Genomic DNA, 19785 nt, shown 5'->3' with positions numbered 1-19785 from the left:
TATAATTTTATCGTCTGCTTATATGTTCAATAATCATTCAATTATAAAAATTATAGAGAAAGAGAATGATGTTACATAAGATCAGGATCAGCGCAATATAAGGCATAACAACCTCATGGATATAACGAGCCAAGTGTGATTTTTGAGGATTAGTTATCATAACCGATTCAAATTCAGGAATGGCACACACTTTACCTAAAACTTTAAAAAAATGCATCCATAAAAAAACCAGCGTTATCGCTGGTTTTTTCTGGCTAGATTCAATTAGTCATTGAATTTGCGACGTGGACGGTCTTCACCGAACGAACGCTCACCACGTGGTTTGTCATCGAAGTTACGGCGTGGACGATCACCACCGAAATCACGTTTAGGACGGTCATCACCAAATGAACGTGCTGGACGGTCACCGAAGCCACCTTCACGACGTGGCGCCGGACGATCACCGAAATCACGTTTAGGACGATCACCAAAACCACCTTCGCGACGTGGTGCCGGACGATCACCGAAATCACGTTTAGGACGGTCACCGAAAGAGCCTTCACGACGTGGTTTGTAATCTACGCGGTTGCCACGGTTGTCATCAGAACCTTCGAAACGAGGACGGTCGCCAAAATCACGTTTTGGACGGTCACCGAAACCACCTTCACGACGTGGAGCTGGACGATCACCGAAGTCACGTTTAGGACGATCACCAAAACCGCCTTCACGACGTGGACGATCACTGTTGAAGTCACGACGTGGGCGATCTTCGCCACCGAACGCAGGACGTTCGCCACGAGGTTTGTCATCAAAGCTACGACGTGGACGGTCATCACCACCATCACGACGTTTGAAGTTACCTTCACCTTCGAAACGACGACCACCGCCGAAGCCACCACGGCCGCCACGACCGCCATCACGACCACGACCACGGCCAGCGCCATCACGGCTACCGCGTGCAGGAGGTGGAGATGGCTCAAGACCTTCGATTTCAGATACTTCTAAACGAGCATCCAAGTAGTCTTCAAGCGCACGGATTTTACCGCGTTCACGGTAAGTCGCTAAAGTAATCGCTTTACCAGTACGGCCCGCACGACCTGTACGACCAATACGGTGTACATAGTCCTCGTTCTTCATTGGAAGACCGAAGTTGATGACGTGAGAGATTGTTGGTACGTCTAGACCACGTGCTGCAACATCAGTTGCAACCAAGATTTTTGCACGACCTTCACGGATGCTGCGTAGACGACGGTTACGAACTGTCTGTGGCATTGCACCATGAAGTGCTACTACTGATAGACCTGCTTCAGCAAGTTCTTCAGCCAGCATATCGGTATCTTCTTGCGTAGAAGCGAATACAACTGCCTGATCAACGTCTTCTTCGTTTAACCAGTGAGTTAATAATTTTTTCTTGTGCTCAAAGCCATCAGTCCAGTGCAAAGTCTGAGTGATGTCAGTATTCGTAGAGTGACCAGTTTCGATCGCAATACGCTCTGGCTCATTCATCATGCGTTCAGCAAGCGTGATGATACGCGGTGCAAATGTAGCAGAGAACATCAAAGTCTGTTTACGGTTCGCAGCCAAGTCACCGATTGCCTCTAGGTCTTCAGAGAAACCGAGGTCTAACATACGGTCAGCTTCGTCGACGATTAACGCATCAACTTTGTCCAGTTTAATCTGGCGACGGTTAACAAGATCAAGTAAACGACCTGGTGTCGCAACTACAACTTGTGCACCTTTTAATTGTTGGATTTGTTTACCAAATGGCATACCACCCATGATTGCAGCAATACGAACACCTTTCATGTGACGTACAAATGCAATCGCATCCTGACAAACCTGTTGTGCAAGTTCACGTGTTGGTGAAATTACCAGGATATTTGGTTGAGTTACCGCTTTCATACGTTCTTTGAACGGAACGAAAGTATCTTCAGTTGCAAGGCCATTCAATGTAGGGAGAAGGAAGGCTGCAGTTTTACCAGAACCAGTCTGGCTTGACACTAGAAGGTCTTTACCTTCAAGCGCCGCAGGAATAGATTGTTCCTGTACAGGTGTAGGTGCAGTAAAGCCTAGTGCTTGTAAAGCTTGTTGTAAGGTTTCGTGTAGAGGAAAATCAGCAAAAGTTTTGCTCATAGAGTCTTTCACCCGGAAATTGGGTGCTCCATTAAAAATAAAGTCAAATGAACATCGACAAAAAGCGGTACAGCAATATACGCTGAAAATAAGAGATCATTCAGCGGCGATCCGAGTAACGACGATGTGATATAACGCACGCATGATTACGGCATAACCTGAAGGAATCGCTTTAGCGATTGGGGCGCGAGATATCGTCCTCTCTTTGGACCGCACGCGCATACACAATGATAAGAAGAGAAATGTTCAGGTAACGAACAGAAATTAAGTGCGTGCGCGGATTATAGCAGGATTTAAAATAATGTCATTAAGTTTTATTGTTATTTTGTATTAATCTAAAATTAGTTGATATTTTAACCATATTTAGCAATAAAAATATTATCCAGTCATGAAAAAGGCATCCCTTAGGATGCCTCTTATATGTTTTAAACCAAAATGTCTAAACCCGATTATTTAGCTGCCTCGCCCCATGCAGGAACAACTGCCTGCATTAAAGGTTTCAGCATTTTCATAGAGCAGGCAATGACCTGACCTTTTTCCATAGATTCGCTGCCACCACGTGCATCAACCACTGTACCGCCCGCTTCTTTCACAATCAGTTCACCAGCAGCGATATCCCAAGGTTTCAAACCAAGTTCAAAGTAACCATCTAAACGACCTGCCGCAACATAAGCCAGATCCAGCGCAGCAGAACCTGCACGGCGGTATTGAGCACCTGCTTCAGTGACGTTTAATAGTGATTCGAAATGGTTTTTCGCATAAGACACCACTTCACCGCCACGTTGAGCACGGTAAGCATGACCGACTGCCAGGAAAGAATTCTGCAAGTTGTCTTTCACATTTACACGGATACGACGCTGGTTCAGCATCGCGCCACGACCACGACTTGCAGAGAATAGCTCGTCTTTCACAGGGTCATAAATAACACCGTGTTGGGTTACGCCTTTGTGCTGAACAGCAATAGAGATACAGAAATGCGGGAAACCGTTGATGAAGTTCAGTGTACCGTCAAGAGGATCAATCACCCAACACCATTCAGCGTCGTGACCTTTACCTTCTTGCAGGCCAAACTCTTCACCAAGGAAGCTGTGGTTTTTATAACTTTTACGCAGCGTATCGATAGTCAGTTGCTCCAAGTAACGGTCAACACGCGTTACAGGACCATCAATGCCTTTCTCTTCGACTTGTAGATCGAGTTTATGACGATTTTGATGCGCTTTTAAAAGCTCTTGACCAACTAATTGAGCCGCACGCGCAGCCATCACCACCATAGGTTCCATTGAACACCCACTACAAATTTGAAGATATTGATAAAGAATAATGCATAAAAGCCCCTACATTTTAGCAAATATAAGGGCTTTTTGGGAAAAAATGTGTCTAAAATTTTGAAGACGTTGTTTCAGACTGGCTGGGTAAGTGAAGACCAGGCCTGATTCATTGACTTTTCAATGCCTTGAGCATCAAGTCCTGCCTGTTGCAGCATCTGTGCATGGGTCGCTTGCGCCATAAAGGTATCAGCAAGACCAAGATTTAAAATTGGTTTTACGATCTGCGCTTTAGCCAGATATTCATTGACTGCACTGCCCGCACCTGCCATCACTGCATGTTCTTCGACTGTCACGAACAGAGTGGTACTTGGCGCAATATCATCCAGCATTTGGGTATCCAGTGGTTTAATGAAACGCATATTCACCACACGTACTGCCACATCATGTTTTGCAGCAAAGGCTTGGGCTGCATCGATAGCGGCCTGCACTCGACTACCAAATGCCAGTACAGAGATATAGTCATCATGCTGACTATTAAAGCTCGCTACGATTTCAGCCTGACCCATTGGTAATTCAATCATATCCTGCTGAATCTCGACACCCAGACCACTCCCACGCGGATAACGTACTGCTGCCGGACCTTTATAGAGATAGGCAGTGTGTAGCATCTGGCGACATTCATTTTCGTCTTTTGGCGCCATGATCACCAGGTTTGGAATAGTACGCATATAAGCATAGTCATATGCTCCGGCATGGGTCGGACCATCTTCACCAACCAGACCAGCACGATCGATAGCAAACGTCACATCCAGATTTTGTAGCGCCACATCATGTACTAACTGGTCATAACCACGTTGTAAAAACGTTGAATAGATCGCTACAACCGGCTTCAAACCTTCGCAAGCCATACCTGCTGCTAGCGTTACCGCATGCTGTTCTGCAATCGCGACATCAAAGAAACGTTCAGGATATTGCTTAGCAAATTCCACCATGCCTGAGCCTTCACACATGGCTGGAGTAATGGCCAGCAAACGGTCATCTTTCGCCGCTTCATCACACAACCACTGACCAAAGACATCAGAATATTTTGGTGCTGGATTTACAGTAGATCCTGCATTTAAACGACTAATCGCATGATATTTAATTTGTTCTGCTTCTGCTGGAGCAAAGCCTTTGCCTTTTTTGGTATAGACATGAATCAGACGTGGACCTTTACGCTTTTTCAGTGCATTAAACACATGCACCAATTGACTCAGATCATGACCATCATAAGGACCAAAATAATCAAAACCAATCGCCTTAAACAGGTTATCGGCAGCATCAGTCGCGGCACAATGCAGACGTGAGTTATACACCCATTCTGGATGCGGCTGAACGAAGGCTTCACCCTCTTCAGTAATATTCACCGACTCACCACGTTCCCACAGTGCAGCGAGATGCTTGGCAAAACCACCAGTGCTGCAGGAAATCGACATGTCATTATCATTCAGCACCACCATCAGATCTGCATTGTGCGCGACGGCGTCATTCATGGCTTCAAAGGCCATACCTGCCGTCATTGCACCATCACCAATAATGGACACCACTTCACATGGATTCTTTTGATAGCGACGCGCCAAGGCCATGCCCAAGCCTGCTGAAATCGCAGTAGAAGAATGCCCTACCCCGAAAGTATCAAATTCAGATTCATCACGCGCCGGGAATGCGGCCAAGCCATCTTTAGCACGAATCGTGGTTAATTGCTCACGGCGACCAGTTAAGGCTTTATGCGGATATGCCTGATGACCTACATCCCAGATCAGGCGGTCGTCTGGGGTATTGAAGCAGTAGTGCAAAGCCACAGTCAGCTCAATCACTCCCAGATTGGCACCAAAATGCCCACCACTTTGTCCTGCAGCATACAAAATGTACTGACGTAACTCATCGGCCACCTGCTCAAGCTGATTTTGCTCAAGTGAACGCAATTGCTTTGGATGATCGATCGCATCAAGCAACGGTGTTACAGGGCGTTGAGTTGGTATTTCTGTATACAGCATAAATGGCAAAGCCTTCAAAAGCCTGGCAAATCCTAAGCTAGGTCTGTCTATGGGGAGTCCCGATCATATAGTCGAATTGTAGCAGCTTCAATTGACTAAAGCTGTTAACGGCGCAATATTAAACAATGATCTTGATCAGGGCAAAATTTGCAGAATACGATTATCCTGAATAATCTTACTGTTTATCAACTATTATCGTTCGCTTTATACAAAAAAGAAAATGTTCTCCAGAAATTCATCTATGCAACCCTACTAATGTCCAATCATTACGCTATACTTTGAGCAATTTCAGGATTTAACGGGTTCAGCTGTGCCTATCGAGTTTGTCGCAACATCAAGATTACCTACCGCTCATGGTGAATTTAAAATTACTGTTTTTCAAGACCCTAAGACTGGCGAAGAACATGTCGCGTTATCTAAAGGACTGGAAGAATCGAGTGATGAACCCGTGCTGGTACGTGTACATTCTGAGTGTTTGACGGGTGATGCTTTTGCCTCACTGAAATGTGATTGTGGACCGCAACTTCAGGCGACACAAAAGCTGATTAATGAAGTCGGTCGTGGTGTGATTCTGTATTTGCGTCAGGAAGGCCGCGGGATTGGTTTGACCAATAAAATCCGTGCCTATGCCCTGCAGGATCAAGGTCATGACACCGTAGATGCCAACCTGATGCTGAACCTGCCAGCCGATGCACGCCAATACGATATGTGTAGCATCATGCTGGATCATTTAGGGGTAAAAGCAGTACGTTTGATTACCAACAACCCTACAAAAATCAATGCACTTAAAGATTTGGGTATTAATGTGGTGGATCGTGTACCGCTGACGGTTGGTCTAAATCCATTTAATGAACAGTATCTTAAGACCAAGCATGAACGTATGGCGCATCTGTATCGGAAGGATGATTTTTAGCTTTCATACAAATCCACCCCAACCCTCCTTTGCTAAAGGAGGGAGTTCCTCCCCTTTCTTAATGGGGGGGGAAAAGCCTCCCTAAGCAAGACTTAAGCACTGCTTTAAGTTGAAGTGTAAGAAAGGGAGGATTGAAGGGATTTCTAAATCGTCATCGAAAAAATCCGGTTCTCCGGCATTTTACGTTTTAATCTCAGGTCAAAAGCCATACAGATATTACGTACAAAAGGTTTCCCTTTCTCCAAAATTGTGACTGATGAGTCTACAATTTTAATCAACTGATCCTGTGACATTTCTTTGAGCTGTTCTAGTACTGCGTCAATTTCAGCAAATTGCATGTGATCATCTGCCCAGGAAGTGGTGAAGCTGCACATCAGATTCAGTATATGCTTACGGATGATTAAATCTTCCCGACTTAATACATGCCCTTTAACGACTGGAATCTCATTCTGTTCCAGACATTCATAATATTCTTCAATAGTTTTTACATTCTGGGCAAAGCTGTACCAGCTATCACTGATTGATGAAATCCCTAGCCCGATCATGACTTGGGTTTTAGATGCGGTATACCCCATAAAGTTACGGTGCAAAGACCCTTCCTTAAAAGCCTGATACATGCTGTCACTTTCTAGCGCAAAATGATCCATGCCAATTTCATGGTAGCCATGTGCCAACAGTTTCTTCTTGCCTTCTTCATAGCACTGACGCTTGATTTCATCTTTAGGCACATCGGCATCTTTAAAACCGCGCTGGCCATTGCCCTTGATCCATGGCACATGGGCATAGCTATATAAGGCTAAACGGTCCGGCATTAAGGTATTGGTTTGACCAATAGTATTGAGTACATCATCTAGGCTCTGAAATGGTAAGCCAAAGACCAGATCATGCGAAATCGAGGTGTAACCTATTTCACGCGCCCATTCGGTGACCTGTTTGACATTTTCATAAGGCTGAATGCGGTGAATGGCTTTCTGCACAGTTTCATTATAGTCCTGCACGCCATAGCTGACCCGGCGAAAGCCCATGTCATATAAGCCTTGCAGATGCTCACGCGTGGTATTGTTTGGATGGCCTTCAAAGCTGAATTCATGCTCAGACGCTATTTCAGCCTTAGCCAAGATACCTTTAATCAGTTGAGTTAAGTGCTCAATCGAGAAAAAAGTCGGTGTACCACCACCCAAATGGATTTCCTTGATCATTGGCTTTTCTTCCAATAATTCGCAGTACAGATCCCATTCCTTCAGCACCGCCTGAATATAGGGTTGCTCGACTTCATGCCGTTTGGTAACACGTTTATGGCATCCGCAGAAAGTGCACAAGCTTTCACAAAAGGGAAGATGGATATATAGACTAATGCCTTCTTTCTGATTCGATTCGGTAAAAGAGCGCTTTAAAGTCTGTTTCCACTGTTCCAGAGAAAAGTACTGTTCTTCCCAATACGGTACAGTTGGATAACTGGTATAGCGTGGACCTGGGACATTGTATTTTTGAATGAGGGAAGTAGCCTGAACCGACATAATATCCACCTATGACCATCGAAAATTCACCCAAGCATGGGCCATCTAAAGCTATTGTGTGGGGCTCGAAAAAAGAATTCAACCTAGCATCTCGGTCGGATTTAATACGCTACCCTGCTTTAATTTACTGTGAACACAAAGTCTTTTTAGATCATTAGTATCGGCAAATACATCTTAATTTTTATACCATTTTATGCTTTGATGTAAAAAGTCTTTCTTTCTCCCCATGAGGGCTTTGATGCAGCATCCAACTTCTGCGGATATTCAACGCGTACGCGAATTCCTCCTCGACTTACAGGCGCGCATCTGTGCGGCTCTCGAACAACAAGAACGTGCTGGTGGTGGCTCAGCTGAATTTATTATTGATGACTGGGAGCGACCTGAAGGTGGTGGTGGCCGTTCACGTGTGCTGCAAAATGGGACAGTGATTGAAAAAGGTGGGGTGATGTTCTCGCACATCAATATTTCTAAACTACCGGCTTCAGCCACTGAACGTCATCCACAAATTGCCGGGGCTAAGGCACAAGCGATGGGTGTCTCACTGGTGATCCATCCCAAAAATCCAAATGTGCCGACCTCACATGCCAATGTGCGCCTATTTGTTGCTGAAAAAGAAGGCCAAGATCCGATCTGGTGGTTTGGCGGTGGTTTCGATCTGACGCCGTTCTATCCGAATGATGAAGATGTTCTTTCATGGCATCAGACGGCGCATGACCTGTGTGCGCCATTTGGCGAAGAAGTTTATGCACAGCATAAAAAATGGTGTGATGATTATTTCTACTTAAAGCACCGTGATGAACAGCGCGGTGTCGGTGGCCTGTTCTTTGATGACCTGAACCAATGGGATTTTGAAACCTGTTTTAAATATATGCAGGCGGTGGGCAATGGTTACTTAGATGCCATTATTCCGATTTTCCAGCGCAATCAGGACAAACCTTATAGCGAAGCACAGCGTGGGTTTCAACTGTATCGTCGTGGTCGTTATGTTGAATATAATCTGGTTTATGACCGTGGTACTTTGTTTGGCTTACAGACCGGTGGTCGGATCGAATCCATTCTAGTGAGTCTGCCACCACTCACTGGCTGGTCTTATCGTCCGGAATGGGCCGAAGGTTCACCAGAGAAACAACTCACCGATTATTATTTAAAGCCACGAGATTGGCTGAAAGAGTTAAAGAAGTAGGTGTACGCTTAACCAAAATGCTCTCAGTTTGAGGGCATTTTTTATAAAACTGTTCCAATTATTTTTTGCTTACAATACCTCTAATTTTTTTCTCCTGAAAACTCCATGCAATTAATTCGTTCCTAAATTTACAAAAGTGATTCTTCAAGACTATTAATTTGAACGAAAAATTTTCCTATAAACATTTAGAAACTTTTCTTTATATAAATAAGCAGAAATGTCCTCACTTCGTCACAAGCTCTGCTGTATAGTAAAATCTTAAAAAATATTGGGTAAAAATATATGCAGCTACGACATTTCAAAAGTCATGTGCTGATGATTTGGGTATTTCTGGCCGTTACAGTCAGCGCAATTACTACAACATTCTTAACAAAGGATCTTATCTTGGACAGTCTGGCAATCAGTGTCAGCATTATTATGATTATCGGTATTATCTTAAGTGGTGCCCTGCTTCTGACTGAACGCATTATTAAAACCTGTAACTCCTAAAATAAGCCCCTAGAATTAGACCTTTCAATACTTTAGTCCCTACCTGTTTTCACGTATATTGTTGAGCATTTTAGCACATGGACACTGTGAAATGAGCAAACAATTTGCTGTTGTTGGCAACCCGATTGAACAATCACGTTCTCCAGAATTGCATCATGCATTTGCCGCTAAAACCGGTATTGATCTCACCTATAGTAAACGTCTGGCTCCGCTGGATGGCTTTGAAGCCAATATTCAGGACTTCTTTGCCCAAGGCGGTATCGGTATGAATGTCACGGTCCCGTTTAAAGAACAAGCTTATGCTCAGTGTCAAGTGCTGACTGAACGCGCTCGTATTGCCGGTGCAGTAAATACACTATGGATGGAAAATGGCGTCCTGCATGGTGATAATACCGATGGTCAAGGTCTGGTTGAAGCTATTCGTGCTTTAGACTGGAACTTAGAAAATACCGATATTCTGATTATTGGCGCTGGTGGTGCGACTCGTGGGGTGATCTATCCACTGGTACAGGCAGGTGTGAAGAAAATTGTTATTGCTAATCGTACCCTCACCCGTGCCGAACAGCTGATTGCGGATTTAAAAGATGCAGTACCACAAGCTGAACTGCAAGCGATTGCTTTAACTGATCTGGCGGGTGATTTCGATATCATTATCAATGCAACTTCTGCCAGCTTGAGTGGTGATGCCTTAATCCTGCCGGAAGCACTGCAGTTTAAACACGCTTATGAAATGGCGTATGGCAAACCATCTACTTTCTTAGATCAAGCCCGTGCGCGTGGTGTTCCTAGCGCTGAAGGTTTTGGCATGCTGGTTGGTCAAGCGATTGAATCTTTCTCGATCTGGAATGGGGTCAAGCCACAGCTCAAAGATTTCCTTTAAGCCCGTTTAAGCTTTTAATATGATTCAAGAGTCTCTATGGAGGCTCTTTTGATTTTCCGACAGAAGGAAATCTACAGAGCAATAAGTGGATTTAATGACAGCACTTCTGTTTATTTTCAAACAATAACACTTGTGTACAATTCACCCAAAAAACCACCTAGACAAACAGAATAATTATCTATTAAAGTCGTTTCATATAAGTCTTTTTTATTTTTCAGCTATTTATTATTAGCCCATATCTTTAACCTGAATCACCCTAATTTTCCTATCTCCTCGATTCGCCTTTCTGACATTTTTATTTGCTTGCCTTATCAATGTATTTTTAGCCGCAATGTGAATAATCAAAGAATCGATACAGATAATCCAAAACTATTAATCAGGATTAAAACGCATGCCAGCATATAAAGCCCCCTTACGTGACATTCGCTTCCTTATGAATGAAGTGCTTGATTACCCTGCACATTACCAGACACTATCAAATGGTGAATATGCCGATGCTGATACCGTGGACATGATTCTGGAAGGTGCAGCAGATTTCTGTGAAAATGTACTGTCTCCATTGAATCAAAGTGGTGATCTGGAAGGCTGTCATTTTGAAAATGATGAAGTCACTACGCCTAAAGGCTTCAAGGAAGCATACGAACAGTTCGTACAAGGCGGCTGGCAAGGTCTTTCTTATCCTGAAGAATTTGGCGGTCAAAACCTTCCACAATCTTTGAATCTGGTTAAGTCTGAAATGATGGGCACTGCAAACTGGTCATTCCAAATGTATCCAGGTTTAAGTATCGGCTGTATTAATACCATCATTCAATTTGGTTCAGATGAACAAAAAAATCTTTACCTGCCTCACCTGGTAGCAGGCACATGGTCTGGCACCATGTGTTTGACTGAGCCGCAATGTGGTACCGACTTGGGTCAAGTAAAAACCAAAGCTGAGCCAAATGCAGATGGCACGTATGCCATTTCAGGTACCAAGATCTTCATCTCGGCGGGTGAACACGATCTGACTGAAAATATCATTCATATCGTACTTGCACGCCTGCCAGATGCACCTGCAGGCACTAAAGGTATTTCCCTGTTCATCGTACCGAAATTCATTCCGGCAGCTGATGGCGGCATTGGTGAACGCAATCCGGTCACTTGTGGTTCGATTGAACACAAAATGGGAATCCGTGCATCTGCAACAGCTGTACTGAACTTTGACAATGCGGTTGGTTACCTGATTGGTGAAAAGAATAAAGGTCTGCATGCAATGTTTACCTTTATGAATACGGCACGTATCGGTACTGCAATTCAGGGTATCTGTCATGCAGAGCTGTCTTTCCAAGGAGCCCTGCCTTATGCCAAAGAACGTATGTCGATGCGTGCCCTTTCTGGCAAGAAAGAACCAGAAAAAGTAGCTGATGCCATCATTCACCATGCTGATGTTCGCCGTATGCTATTGACGCAAAAAGCAATTGCTGAAGGCGGTCGTGCAATGATTTATCATGCAGCACAAATTGCAGACAAAATGAATGATGCTCTGGTTCGTGGCGATACAGCAGCTTTCGAGGCGCATGATGATCACTTAGGTTTCTATACCCCTATTCTGAAGGGTTTCCTGACTGAACTGGGCTATGAAGCAGCCAATCACGGTATGCAAGTCTTTGGTGGTCATGGCTATATCAAAGAATGGGGCATGGAACAAATCGTACGTGACTCGCGTATCTCTACTCTTTATGAAGGTACAACAGGTGTACAGGCACTAGATCTGATTGGCCGTAAAGTACTGTTAACTTCTAAAGGTAAAGTGATTCGTGATTACACGGCAGAAATCCTGAAATTCTGTGGTCAACATGCACGTAACAAATACATGCGTCGTTTTGCTTGGGACTTAACCAAACTTTGCGCACAATGGAATGCATTAACGGTTCGTATCATGCTGGCTGCACGTAAGGACCGTGATATCGTTTCTTCTGCATCTGTAGATTTCCTGATGTTCTCAGGCTATGTGATGATGGCATACTTCTGGGCACAACAGGCTGCGGTAGCTTCCGCAAAACTGGCTGAGGGCAACGGTACTGAAGTTCCTGAGTTCTATAAGGCAAAAATCAAGACAGCTGATTTCTACTTTGAGCGCATGTTGCCGCGTACTCAAGGTCATGCTGAAGCCATGGTCAACCCATCTAAAACGATGACTTCACTGGCATCTGAGCACTTCAGTTTCGATTACTAAGTTTTCACTGACTTTGAAAGTCAAATAACAAAAAGAGCGCCACGGCGCTCTTTTTGTTAAAGCATATTAAGTCCTTGATTTTTTAATTCTGTATAATTTTTCTACAATTTTATTTTAAGTGATATCAACTGCATAAAAAATAATAGTGATATACAGCTTGAATATCTCTGAATTCAGGGTATGATGGTTGCAACTAGAAAAATTCTTGTTTTGGTTAGTCTTCTTTAAGTATCGCAGTTTTAGTCATAAACCTCCGTTTTTATAGATCAAAAGCTCCATCCAGTCTATTTTTCCAAGTTACATCTTAGTCATCCCATAGATTGACTATAAATCAATAAAACTCAATAGGTTATATTATGTCTAATACAGTTACTGGTACAGTAAAGTGGTTCAACGAAACTAAAGGTTTTGGCTTCATTCAACAAGACAACGGTCCAGACGTTTTCGCTCACTTCAGCGAAATCCAAGGTTCAGGTTTCAAAACTTTAGCTGAAGGCCAAAAGGTTTCTTTCAGCGTTGCTCAAGGTCAAAAAGGCCCTACAGCGACTAACATCACTGCAATCTAATCGTTGCTAAGATGAAAAAGAGCACTCATTAGAGTGCTTTTTTTGTGCCATAAATAAATATTTATTTTAGATCAGCCCATTAAAGTTATATTTTTTATAAACCTTATATTTTTATTCAAAATGCTCTGTCCAATTTCTCCATCTGATTACAGTCATGTAAAAAATTACACTAAGTCATAATCATCGCAACAGCTCATATTACAAAATATCGCCTAAGCTTCGTTAATACGAATGACTTGAATGCATAGTCGAAATAGAAGAAAAAGCCTAGGTAATCCATCGGGCTTTTTTATTTTTCAAAAAATCAAAATGATATCAAAGGTTAATCTATTGCTTACTCTTACTTAAAGCTGATATCGGTACTTTGATTATCTAAAAATACATGCTGCCGATGCCAAGCTAAAAAGTTTTGATCGGGCTGATAGCTCTTTGGCACCTGTAATCTCTGCCCCTCATACTGTTTTAAATAAATATATAAAGACTGGTCGTGTAGTGCTTTATTCGCGATACAAACTTTAAACTTTTCATCAATAGTCATAAAACCAGTATCAAAAGCTTTATCTAACAGAGAAGATAGACAAATTCCATTCCGTGGGTTAGTTCGTTGCGCATAATTTTCTGACCAAGGAATGATATGTGAAGCTACTAGAAAATCTTTGGTTTTGATCCCTGAAATTGCACATTGATATTGATAATTGAGCTTTACTTTTAAAGCAAATTCTCTTTGTTCAACGCCTCGGATCTTGACATGGGCACGCTTATCTTCAACAAAATAATCAGCAACTTCTTGCTCTACACGAGTTTGGGATGCATTGAATTCATAAGTATTACCTTGCACCCCAATATTCAGCAATCGCCAAAAATCATCAGCATGGATTTCATTCATACCATATTGCTGGAAACAATATTCCCAAGTTGGGCCACGGGTCTTAAAGCTCCACTGAAAATTTTCCAAATCGGATTGCAGGATAGGATTTTCAAAGGCAATGCCTTGTTCAATAGTGGCATAGACTGGCTTTTGACGAACTTTATCGGGCCTAGATGCATTCGGAACTTCAATCATCTGACCAATGCGGCCAGCACCGTAAATATAGAATTGGTTTTTTATTTCTGAAGCTTTTTGTGGTCGACGGTAGAGAAAGAAATCACCTGGACGAACTTTATTAAATTTTGCTTTGTCCCAATGATATTCCTCAAAATCCAAGTCACCATAAACCAGATGATCACTTTTACTATCAAAAATAAAAAAACGTGCATCGTCTAATTCTACTTTGTAGAAATCTAATAAAGAACTCACCCGCCCCTCACAATATTGTTATGTTATTCAAATGACTTAATATTTGAATAATCACAAAATTATTGAGAAATTAATAGAGGCAGATGGAATTAAACTTTATTGAATAGAAATCCACCGGCTTATAAAAACTCTTCCAGTACTGAGTTTAAAAATACATGCCCCTGCTCGGTACAAGCCAGACGTTCTGGATCCTCAACCATGAGTTTACGTTGACGCAGTGAAGTTAATAATGCATTCAGACCATCCAGACTAAGGCCAGTACGCTCTGTATACAACTTTGCTGTTACACCATTATTTAAACGCAAGGCATTCATCATAAATTCAAACGGCATATCTTCAGCTTCAATCCGTTTAAACTGCAAATGTTCTGCTGGCACCTTCGCTAAATAATCTTTCGGCAAACGGGTTTTCTGGAAACGATAGACCCCATCAGCTTGGGTGACTTTCCCATGTGCCCCTGCCCCAATTGATAAATAATCACCAAACTGCCAGTAATTCAGGTTATGTGCTGACGGTAACTCTTTACGCCAAGCCGAGACTTCATAATTGATAAAGCCCTGAGCTTTTAAATAAGCCTCACCCTGTTCCTGAATATCTTCCAAGACCTCATCCATAGGTAAAATGGGCTGCGTACGGAAAAACACCGTATTGGGTTCAATAGTGAGCTGATACCAGGAAATATGAGTCGCTCCATTTTCCACAGCTAATTTCAAGTCATTTAAAGCCTGTTCTAAAGTCTGTTCTGGTAATCCATGCATCAGATCAACATTAATGCGCTCAAAACCTGTCTCTTTCGCATGCGCAATTGCCGAGATCGCATCTTCATTACTATGAATACGCCCCAGCTTTTTCAAATGCTCAGTATTAAAGCTTTGTACACCGATCGAAAGACGGTTAATACCCGCTGCCAGGTAACCCGCAAATGGATCATGCTCTACTGTGCCTGGATTGGCTTCCAAGGTGATTTCACAGCGTTCTTCAAAAGGAAGTAGTGCTTTTAATTGACTAAATAACCACTGATAACCTTGAGCAGAAATGAGAGATGGTGTACCCCCACCAATAAATACACTATGAATCTGACGTCCGTGTGCAAAGTCAAGCTGGGTCTTAAAGTCCTCAACCAAGGCATGCAAATATTCCTGCTCAAGATCCAGAGACAGCTTGCCATCTGGTACCGCATGCGAATTAAAATCACAATATGGACATTTACGCACACACCATGGCATATGAATATACAGGGACAAGGGAATAGCGGCAGGATTTAAATCAGTCAAGGACAGTGCTCAGAACATCAGATGAATTTTGTTGTATTTTAGCATGACAAAAGTACCCTGCTTATGAATTCTCACCCGCTTTACAGTAGACTCATTTTAACTCAACAAAAACAAGACCCTGAGAATGAAAATATCTTCCGAGATCCTGCTGTTTATCCCTTTGGCAATGGCAATTGGTATTGCTTTAAGTTTTCAGACCGGTATCAATACCCAGCTACGGGAATATTTATATTCTCCCTTACAAGCTGCCCTTTTCTCCTTTCTGATTGGTACAATATTGCTTGCTGTGTTGGTATTTTTTCAACAGGTGGATAAACCGAGCCTCAGTACATTTACGCAATTGCCCTGGTATTTATGGCTGGGCGGTGTCATCGGTGTCTATGCGATTAGCATGAGCATCTATAGTGCACCTAAGCTTGGGCTACTGACTTTGTCTGCTTTGGTGATTTTTGGACAGCTGGTCTCTTCCATGATCATTGATCATTTTGGCTGGTTCGACAGTGAAAAAATACAACTCAACTGGCAACGTCTTCTGGGTGGCGTGGTGATTTTTATTGGTGTGCTTCTCACTTTACAACGCTAAACCTTATATCTAAGCACATGATGAAAGATGAGTATTTTTTGTGTCGAATGTTTCGTCAGCCACAACCCTAAGCTTTGAATTAAAACGACTGTTCACCTTAATGTTGCCCATTTTGATCACCCAGTTTTCCCAAGCTGGTCTTGGTCTGATTGATACTATTATGGCAGGGCATCTGTCTGCAACTGATCTGGCAGCCATTGCAGTCGGGGTCGGGTTATGGATTCCGGTGATGTTATTATTTAGTGGCATCATGATTGCTACTACTCCTTTAGTGGCTGAAGCTTACGGTGCTCGCACTCCCGAGAAAATTTCAACGATTGCCCGTCAATCCCTTTGGGTGGCTTTAGTACTCGGAGTAATCGCAGGGCTAGTTTTGCAGATTTTACCTCTAACCCTACCTTTGCTGGGTGTGCCGGAAAGCTTGCAGCCTAAGGCTGGCCTGTTCCTGCATGCCATTGGTTTTGGTATGCCAGCCGTGACTATGTATGCAGCACTGCGTGGCTATTCCGAGGCAATCGGTTATCCACGCCCAGTCACTGTAATCAGTCTATTGGCCCTGCTGGCATTAATACCACTCAACTTTATTTTCATGTATGGTTTCGGTCCAATTCCTGCATTGGGCAGCGCTGGTTGTGGTTTTGCTACAGCGATTCTGCAATGGCTGATGCTGATTACGCTCGCGATTTATATTTTAAAAAATAAGTCCTATCAGGCAACCCAACCCTTTACTCACTGGGAAAAAATTAATACTTACTGGCTCAAACGTATTCTCAAGCTAGGCTTACCGATTGGTCTGGCAATTTTCTTTGAAGTGAGCATTTTCAGTACGGCAGCGATTGTCCTGAGTCCGCTGGGTGAAACTATTGTCGCAGCACATCAAATTGCGATCTCCATTACATCGCAGCTATTTATGATTCCGATGTCTTTAGCAATTGCTTTGACGATCCGTGTTGGAACCTATTATGGCGAGAAAAACTGGGTCGCGATGCGTCAGGTGCAATGGCTGGGTTTAGCCACTGCTACTATACTCGCCGTATTGACCATGCTGCTGCTGTGGTTCTTTAAGCATGAGATTGTGGCGCTGTATACCTCAGAAATGCAGGTCTCCCAGATCGCAGTGTATCTGGTGCTATTTGCTATTGCCTATCAGCTGATGGATGCCTGGCAGATCAGTGCGGCAGGTTGCTTACGTGGTATGCAAGATACCAAAGGCCCGATGTGGATCACCATGATTGCTTATTGGGTGATTGCCTTCCCGGTCGGTGTCTATCTGTCCAGATTTACGGATATGAGTGCGGCAGGTGTCTGGGTAGGGCTGATTGTCGGTCTGAGTGTGGCCTGTGTACTACTGCTGATGCGCCTTTATGGCAACAATAAACGTTTAATTCAGCAGGCTTAAAAAGAATTAAAAAGGATGAATTCTCAATCCTATATTCAATTAGCTCGCAAGCGACATGGATGTCGCCGTTGATCAGTGGTCTTGTGCCATGCTTTAAAGCAGTGCTTAAAGCGTGCTCAGGATAGAGCATCAGATTAATAAAGGGGTTTTATTACTTTTGCCGCTGCGAAAGTAAAAACCACCTACACAATAAGATAAAAATGCGAATGAAACACTGAGGGCATGATCATTCAAAACTCTAGTTTGTTTCTAAAGCTGCTTTTAAACCTTGGGGAATCTCAGATTCATCTGCTACTTCTTTAATGACAACCTGCCCCACAATCACTTCTGTCCCATTAAAAGTCATGGTTGGTGAACCATACAGCTCATAGCCTTCATTTAATGCCTTGGTGACACGGGCACAAAAATGCACATCATCCTTGCCGGTAAAATAACGATAAACTTTCATGGAATAATCTTAGCTTAAATCATGCTGACTATTCTAATCTCATCAATGCATAAAAACTCACAATTAATGGTGAATCCAATCACTCTAAGTAATGAATCAAAGTGGTATTGGCATAGTTTTTGGAAGACTATTGAAGAAATTGTGAAGTATGAGATTGGGCTGGCAACACAACCTCTACAATTAGTTATAGGCATTTACGCCTTTGTCGCCTATGATCAAAGACAGCATTAAAAAGATGATTTTGAGGAATTCCGCATGGCAAAAACGGCTAGCACACCCGGTCGTCGCTTTATGAAACTTGCCGGTATGACAGCAAGTATCGCCAGCAAAACATTATCAAATTCTATTAAAAATTTAACTGCCGACGAAGAGCAGAAAAATGCAGCGCGCAGCAAACTTTTTCAGGATATTGGTGTACAGATTGCCGATACCCTTGGAGAAATGAAAGGCGCAGTGATGAAAGTCGGTCAGATCGCTTCTCAATATAAAGATATTTTTCCGCCTGAAGTCGCACGTGCCATTTCCAAGCTGCAACGTCAGGCGCCAGCCATGCCGTTTAATGTGATTAAAGCACAGGTTGAAAAAGAGCTTGGCAAACCGCTGGAGCAGATCTTCCAGGATTTTGAACCTAAACCTTTTGCGGCTGCCTCGATTGGTCAGGTGCATAAAGCCACCTTGCCGAATGGTCAGCAAGTCGTGGTGAAAGTGCAATATCCGGGTGTGGAAGAAGCTTGTGAAAGCGACCTAAAACAGGTCCGTCTGGCGTTACGTCTGATGGGTGTATTGAAAATTGACCGTAAACTGCAAGATCAGCTGTTTAAGGAAATTCAGCACAGTCTGGACGATGAGCTAAACTATGAAATCGAAGCACAAAATTTAGAGGTTGCTCGTGCTTTCCACGAAACACTGGATAGCAAAATTGTGATTCCACAAGTCTATCCGGATTATTCGTCACGGCATATTCTGACTTTAAGTCTGGAACATGGTGAAAGTATTGAAACTGCCAGTACTTGGCCGGTAGAAATCCGTAATGATCTGGGTCGTCGCCTGTTCCGTGCCATTGGCCAGGAAATTTTCTATCTGCGTCGTTTCCACTGTGACCCGCATCCGGGTAACTTCGCCTTCCGTGAAGATGGCACAGTGATTATTTACGATTTCGGTGGTGTAAAAACTTTATCTACTGAAGTGATTGGTCATTTTAGAGAGTTAGTACATGCAGCTCGGGAACAGAATATTCCGATGATCGAGCAACAGCTAGACTCGCTTAAGTCACTTACAGAGCTTGGAAAATTCCCTCAGGAACTGTATGAACAGTGGCTGGAAGTACTGTTACGCCCACTAAATGGCTATTATGATTTTGAGGAAAACTCGGCGCACCATGACGGTGTAGAGCTGATCAAGCCATCCTTAAAATATTGGGACGTTTTTAAACCTTCTCCTGATACTTTGATGGTAAACCGGACCATTTCAGGACAATATTGGAACCTGATTCATTTAAAAGTTAAAGATGATCTCAGTGATGTATTTGAGGAGCTGGTGCCGAAACGTGCCTAAGCTTTAACAAGAGTTACACCAGGATACACATCGTTACCGGGCTTATATTGA

Annotated in this window: 16 protein-coding genes; 9 read left to right on the top strand and 7 right to left on the bottom strand. The window is 43.2% G+C overall.

All coding sequences use genetic code 11. The annotated features are described in order from the left end of the window. Positions 1–264: 264 nt before the first annotated feature. The 3 genes from FSC11_RS01800 to dxs all read right to left on the bottom strand — a co-directional run bounded on the left by FSC11_RS01800 (position 265) and on the right by dxs (position 5416). Positions 265–2112 carry a DEAD/DEAH box helicase gene (locus FSC11_RS01800; RefSeq protein WP_163164815.1) on the bottom strand — a complete coding sequence of 616 codons (1848 nt, stop codon included), beginning with the start codon at positions 2110–2112 and terminating at the stop codon, positions 265–267. 449 nt (positions 2113–2561) lie between these two features. Next, a complete protein-coding gene (locus tag FSC11_RS01795; RefSeq protein ID WP_004809859.1) occupies positions 2562–3392 on the bottom strand; it encodes an inositol monophosphatase family protein in 831 nt (276 codons plus the stop codon). A 119-nt stretch (positions 3393–3511) separates the two neighbouring features. Further along, entirely contained in the window at positions 3512–5416 is a 1905-nt protein-coding gene (gene dxs / locus FSC11_RS01790) for a 1-deoxy-D-xylulose-5-phosphate synthase (RefSeq protein ID WP_163164813.1), read from the bottom strand. Between the two features lie 310 nt (positions 5417–5726). Here dxs and ribA point away from each other — a divergent pair, with 310 nt between their 5' ends. Next, positions 5727–6329, top strand: a complete 603-nt coding sequence (ribA, locus tag FSC11_RS01785; RefSeq protein ID WP_048881805.1) for a GTP cyclohydrolase II — start codon at positions 5727–5729, stop codon at positions 6327–6329. A gap of 143 nt (positions 6330–6472) precedes the next feature. On the opposite strand, the gene hemN is transcribed toward ribA, so the two are convergent. Next, complete coding sequence (gene hemN / locus FSC11_RS01780) at positions 6473–7846, bottom strand: oxygen-independent coproporphyrinogen III oxidase (protein ID WP_163164811.1); 1374 nt, start codon at positions 7844–7846, stop codon at positions 6473–6475. Positions 7847–8084: 238 nt separating this feature from the next. On the opposite strand from hemN, the gene hemF reads away from it, so the two are divergent. From hemF to FSC11_RS01755, 5 genes are all read left to right on the top strand, one after another. Further along, the gene (gene hemF / locus FSC11_RS01775) at positions 8085–9029 is read left to right on the top strand and encodes an oxygen-dependent coproporphyrinogen oxidase (RefSeq protein WP_004809868.1); all 945 of its coding nucleotides are present in this window, start codon (positions 8085–8087) and stop codon (positions 9027–9029) included. Between the two features lie 282 nt (positions 9030–9311). After that, a complete protein-coding gene (locus tag FSC11_RS01770) occupies positions 9312–9518 on the top strand; it encodes a hypothetical protein (RefSeq protein ID WP_163164809.1) in 207 nt (68 codons plus the stop codon). A 91-nt stretch (positions 9519–9609) separates the two neighbouring features. Then, entirely contained in the window at positions 9610–10398 is a 789-nt protein-coding gene (gene aroE / locus FSC11_RS01765; RefSeq protein WP_004809872.1) for a shikimate dehydrogenase, read from the top strand. Positions 10399–10789: 391 nt separating this feature from the next. Continuing rightward, on the top strand, positions 10790–12613 hold the full coding sequence (locus FSC11_RS01760; RefSeq protein ID WP_163164807.1) for an acyl-CoA dehydrogenase C-terminal domain-containing protein: 1824 nt from the start codon (positions 10790–10792) through the stop codon (positions 12611–12613). Positions 12614–12969: 356 nt separating this feature from the next. Continuing rightward, a complete protein-coding gene (locus FSC11_RS01755) occupies positions 12970–13179 on the top strand; it encodes a cold-shock protein (protein ID WP_004786992.1) in 210 nt (69 codons plus the stop codon). A gap of 340 nt (positions 13180–13519) precedes the next feature. Here the strand turns inward: FSC11_RS01755 and FSC11_RS01750 are convergent, their stop codons facing one another. Together FSC11_RS01750 and hemW are read right to left on the bottom strand one after the other, a co-directional pair. Further along, positions 13520–14476, bottom strand: coding sequence for an HNH endonuclease (locus FSC11_RS01750; protein ID WP_163164805.1), 957 nt, complete (start codon positions 14474–14476; stop codon positions 13520–13522). A gap of 119 nt (positions 14477–14595) precedes the next feature. After that, positions 14596–15750: a radical SAM family heme chaperone HemW gene (hemW, locus tag FSC11_RS01745; protein WP_108619217.1), complete on the bottom strand. Its 1155-nt coding sequence runs from the start codon at positions 15748–15750 to the stop codon at positions 14596–14598. 124 nt (positions 15751–15874) lie between these two features. Between hemW and FSC11_RS01740 the strand changes: the two genes are divergently transcribed. Together FSC11_RS01740 and FSC11_RS01735 are read left to right on the top strand one after the other, a co-directional pair. Then, on the top strand, positions 15875–16333 hold the full coding sequence (locus tag FSC11_RS01740; protein ID WP_048881797.1) for a DMT family transporter: 459 nt from the start codon (positions 15875–15877) through the stop codon (positions 16331–16333). A gap of 40 nt (positions 16334–16373) precedes the next feature. After that, positions 16374–17732, top strand: a complete 1359-nt coding sequence (locus FSC11_RS01735; RefSeq protein WP_163164803.1) for an MATE family efflux transporter — start codon at positions 16374–16376, stop codon at positions 17730–17732. A 238-nt stretch (positions 17733–17970) separates the two neighbouring features. On the opposite strand, the gene FSC11_RS01730 is transcribed toward FSC11_RS01735, so the two are convergent. Continuing rightward, positions 17971–18180, bottom strand: coding sequence for a DUF1737 domain-containing protein (locus FSC11_RS01730; RefSeq protein ID WP_005223403.1), 210 nt, complete (start codon positions 18178–18180; stop codon positions 17971–17973). Positions 18181–18435: 255 nt separating this feature from the next. Between FSC11_RS01730 and FSC11_RS01720 the strand changes: the two genes are divergently transcribed. Continuing rightward, positions 18436–19734 carry an ABC1 kinase family protein gene (locus FSC11_RS01720; RefSeq protein ID WP_004809887.1) on the top strand — a complete coding sequence of 433 codons (1299 nt, stop codon included), beginning with the start codon at positions 18436–18438 and terminating at the stop codon, positions 19732–19734. The last annotated feature ends 51 nt before the right edge of the window (positions 19735–19785 follow it).

Source organism: Acinetobacter schindleri (genome assembly GCF_010918895.1).
Classification (GTDB): Bacteria; Pseudomonadota; Gammaproteobacteria; order Pseudomonadales; family Moraxellaceae; genus Acinetobacter; species Acinetobacter schindleri.
This window is presented reverse-complemented; position numbering and strand designations above follow the sequence as displayed.

Excerpts from the sequence above, each read along its gene's own strand:
- FSC11_RS01800 (WP_163164815.1), bottom strand. The coding sequence starts at position 2,112 with ATGAGCAAAACTTTTGCTGATTTTCCTCTACACGAAACCTTACAACAA.
- FSC11_RS01795 (WP_004809859.1), bottom strand. The coding sequence starts at position 3,392 with ATGGAACCTATGGTGGTGATGGCTGCGCGTGCGGCTCAATTAGTTGGT.
- dxs (WP_163164813.1), bottom strand. The coding sequence starts at position 5,416 with ATGCTGTATACAGAAATACCAACTCAACGCCCTGTAACACCGTTGCTT.
- hemN (WP_163164811.1), bottom strand. The coding sequence starts at position 7,846 with ATGTCGGTTCAGGCTACTTCCCTCATTCAAAAATACAATGTCCCAGGT.
- hemF (WP_004809868.1), top strand. The coding sequence starts at position 8,085 with ATGCAGCATCCAACTTCTGCGGATATTCAACGCGTACGCGAATTCCTC.
- FSC11_RS01770 (WP_163164809.1), top strand. The coding sequence starts at position 9,312 with ATGCAGCTACGACATTTCAAAAGTCATGTGCTGATGATTTGGGTATTT.
- aroE (WP_004809872.1), top strand. The coding sequence starts at position 9,610 with ATGAGCAAACAATTTGCTGTTGTTGGCAACCCGATTGAACAATCACGT.
- FSC11_RS01760 (WP_163164807.1), top strand. The coding sequence starts at position 10,790 with ATGCCAGCATATAAAGCCCCCTTACGTGACATTCGCTTCCTTATGAAT.
- FSC11_RS01755 (WP_004786992.1), top strand. The coding sequence starts at position 12,970 with ATGTCTAATACAGTTACTGGTACAGTAAAGTGGTTCAACGAAACTAAA.
- FSC11_RS01740 (WP_048881797.1), top strand. The coding sequence starts at position 15,875 with ATGAAAATATCTTCCGAGATCCTGCTGTTTATCCCTTTGGCAATGGCA.
- FSC11_RS01730 (WP_005223403.1), bottom strand. The coding sequence starts at position 18,180 with ATGAAAGTTTATCGTTATTTTACCGGCAAGGATGATGTGCATTTTTGT.
- FSC11_RS01720 (WP_004809887.1), top strand. The coding sequence starts at position 18,436 with ATGGCAAAAACGGCTAGCACACCCGGTCGTCGCTTTATGAAACTTGCC.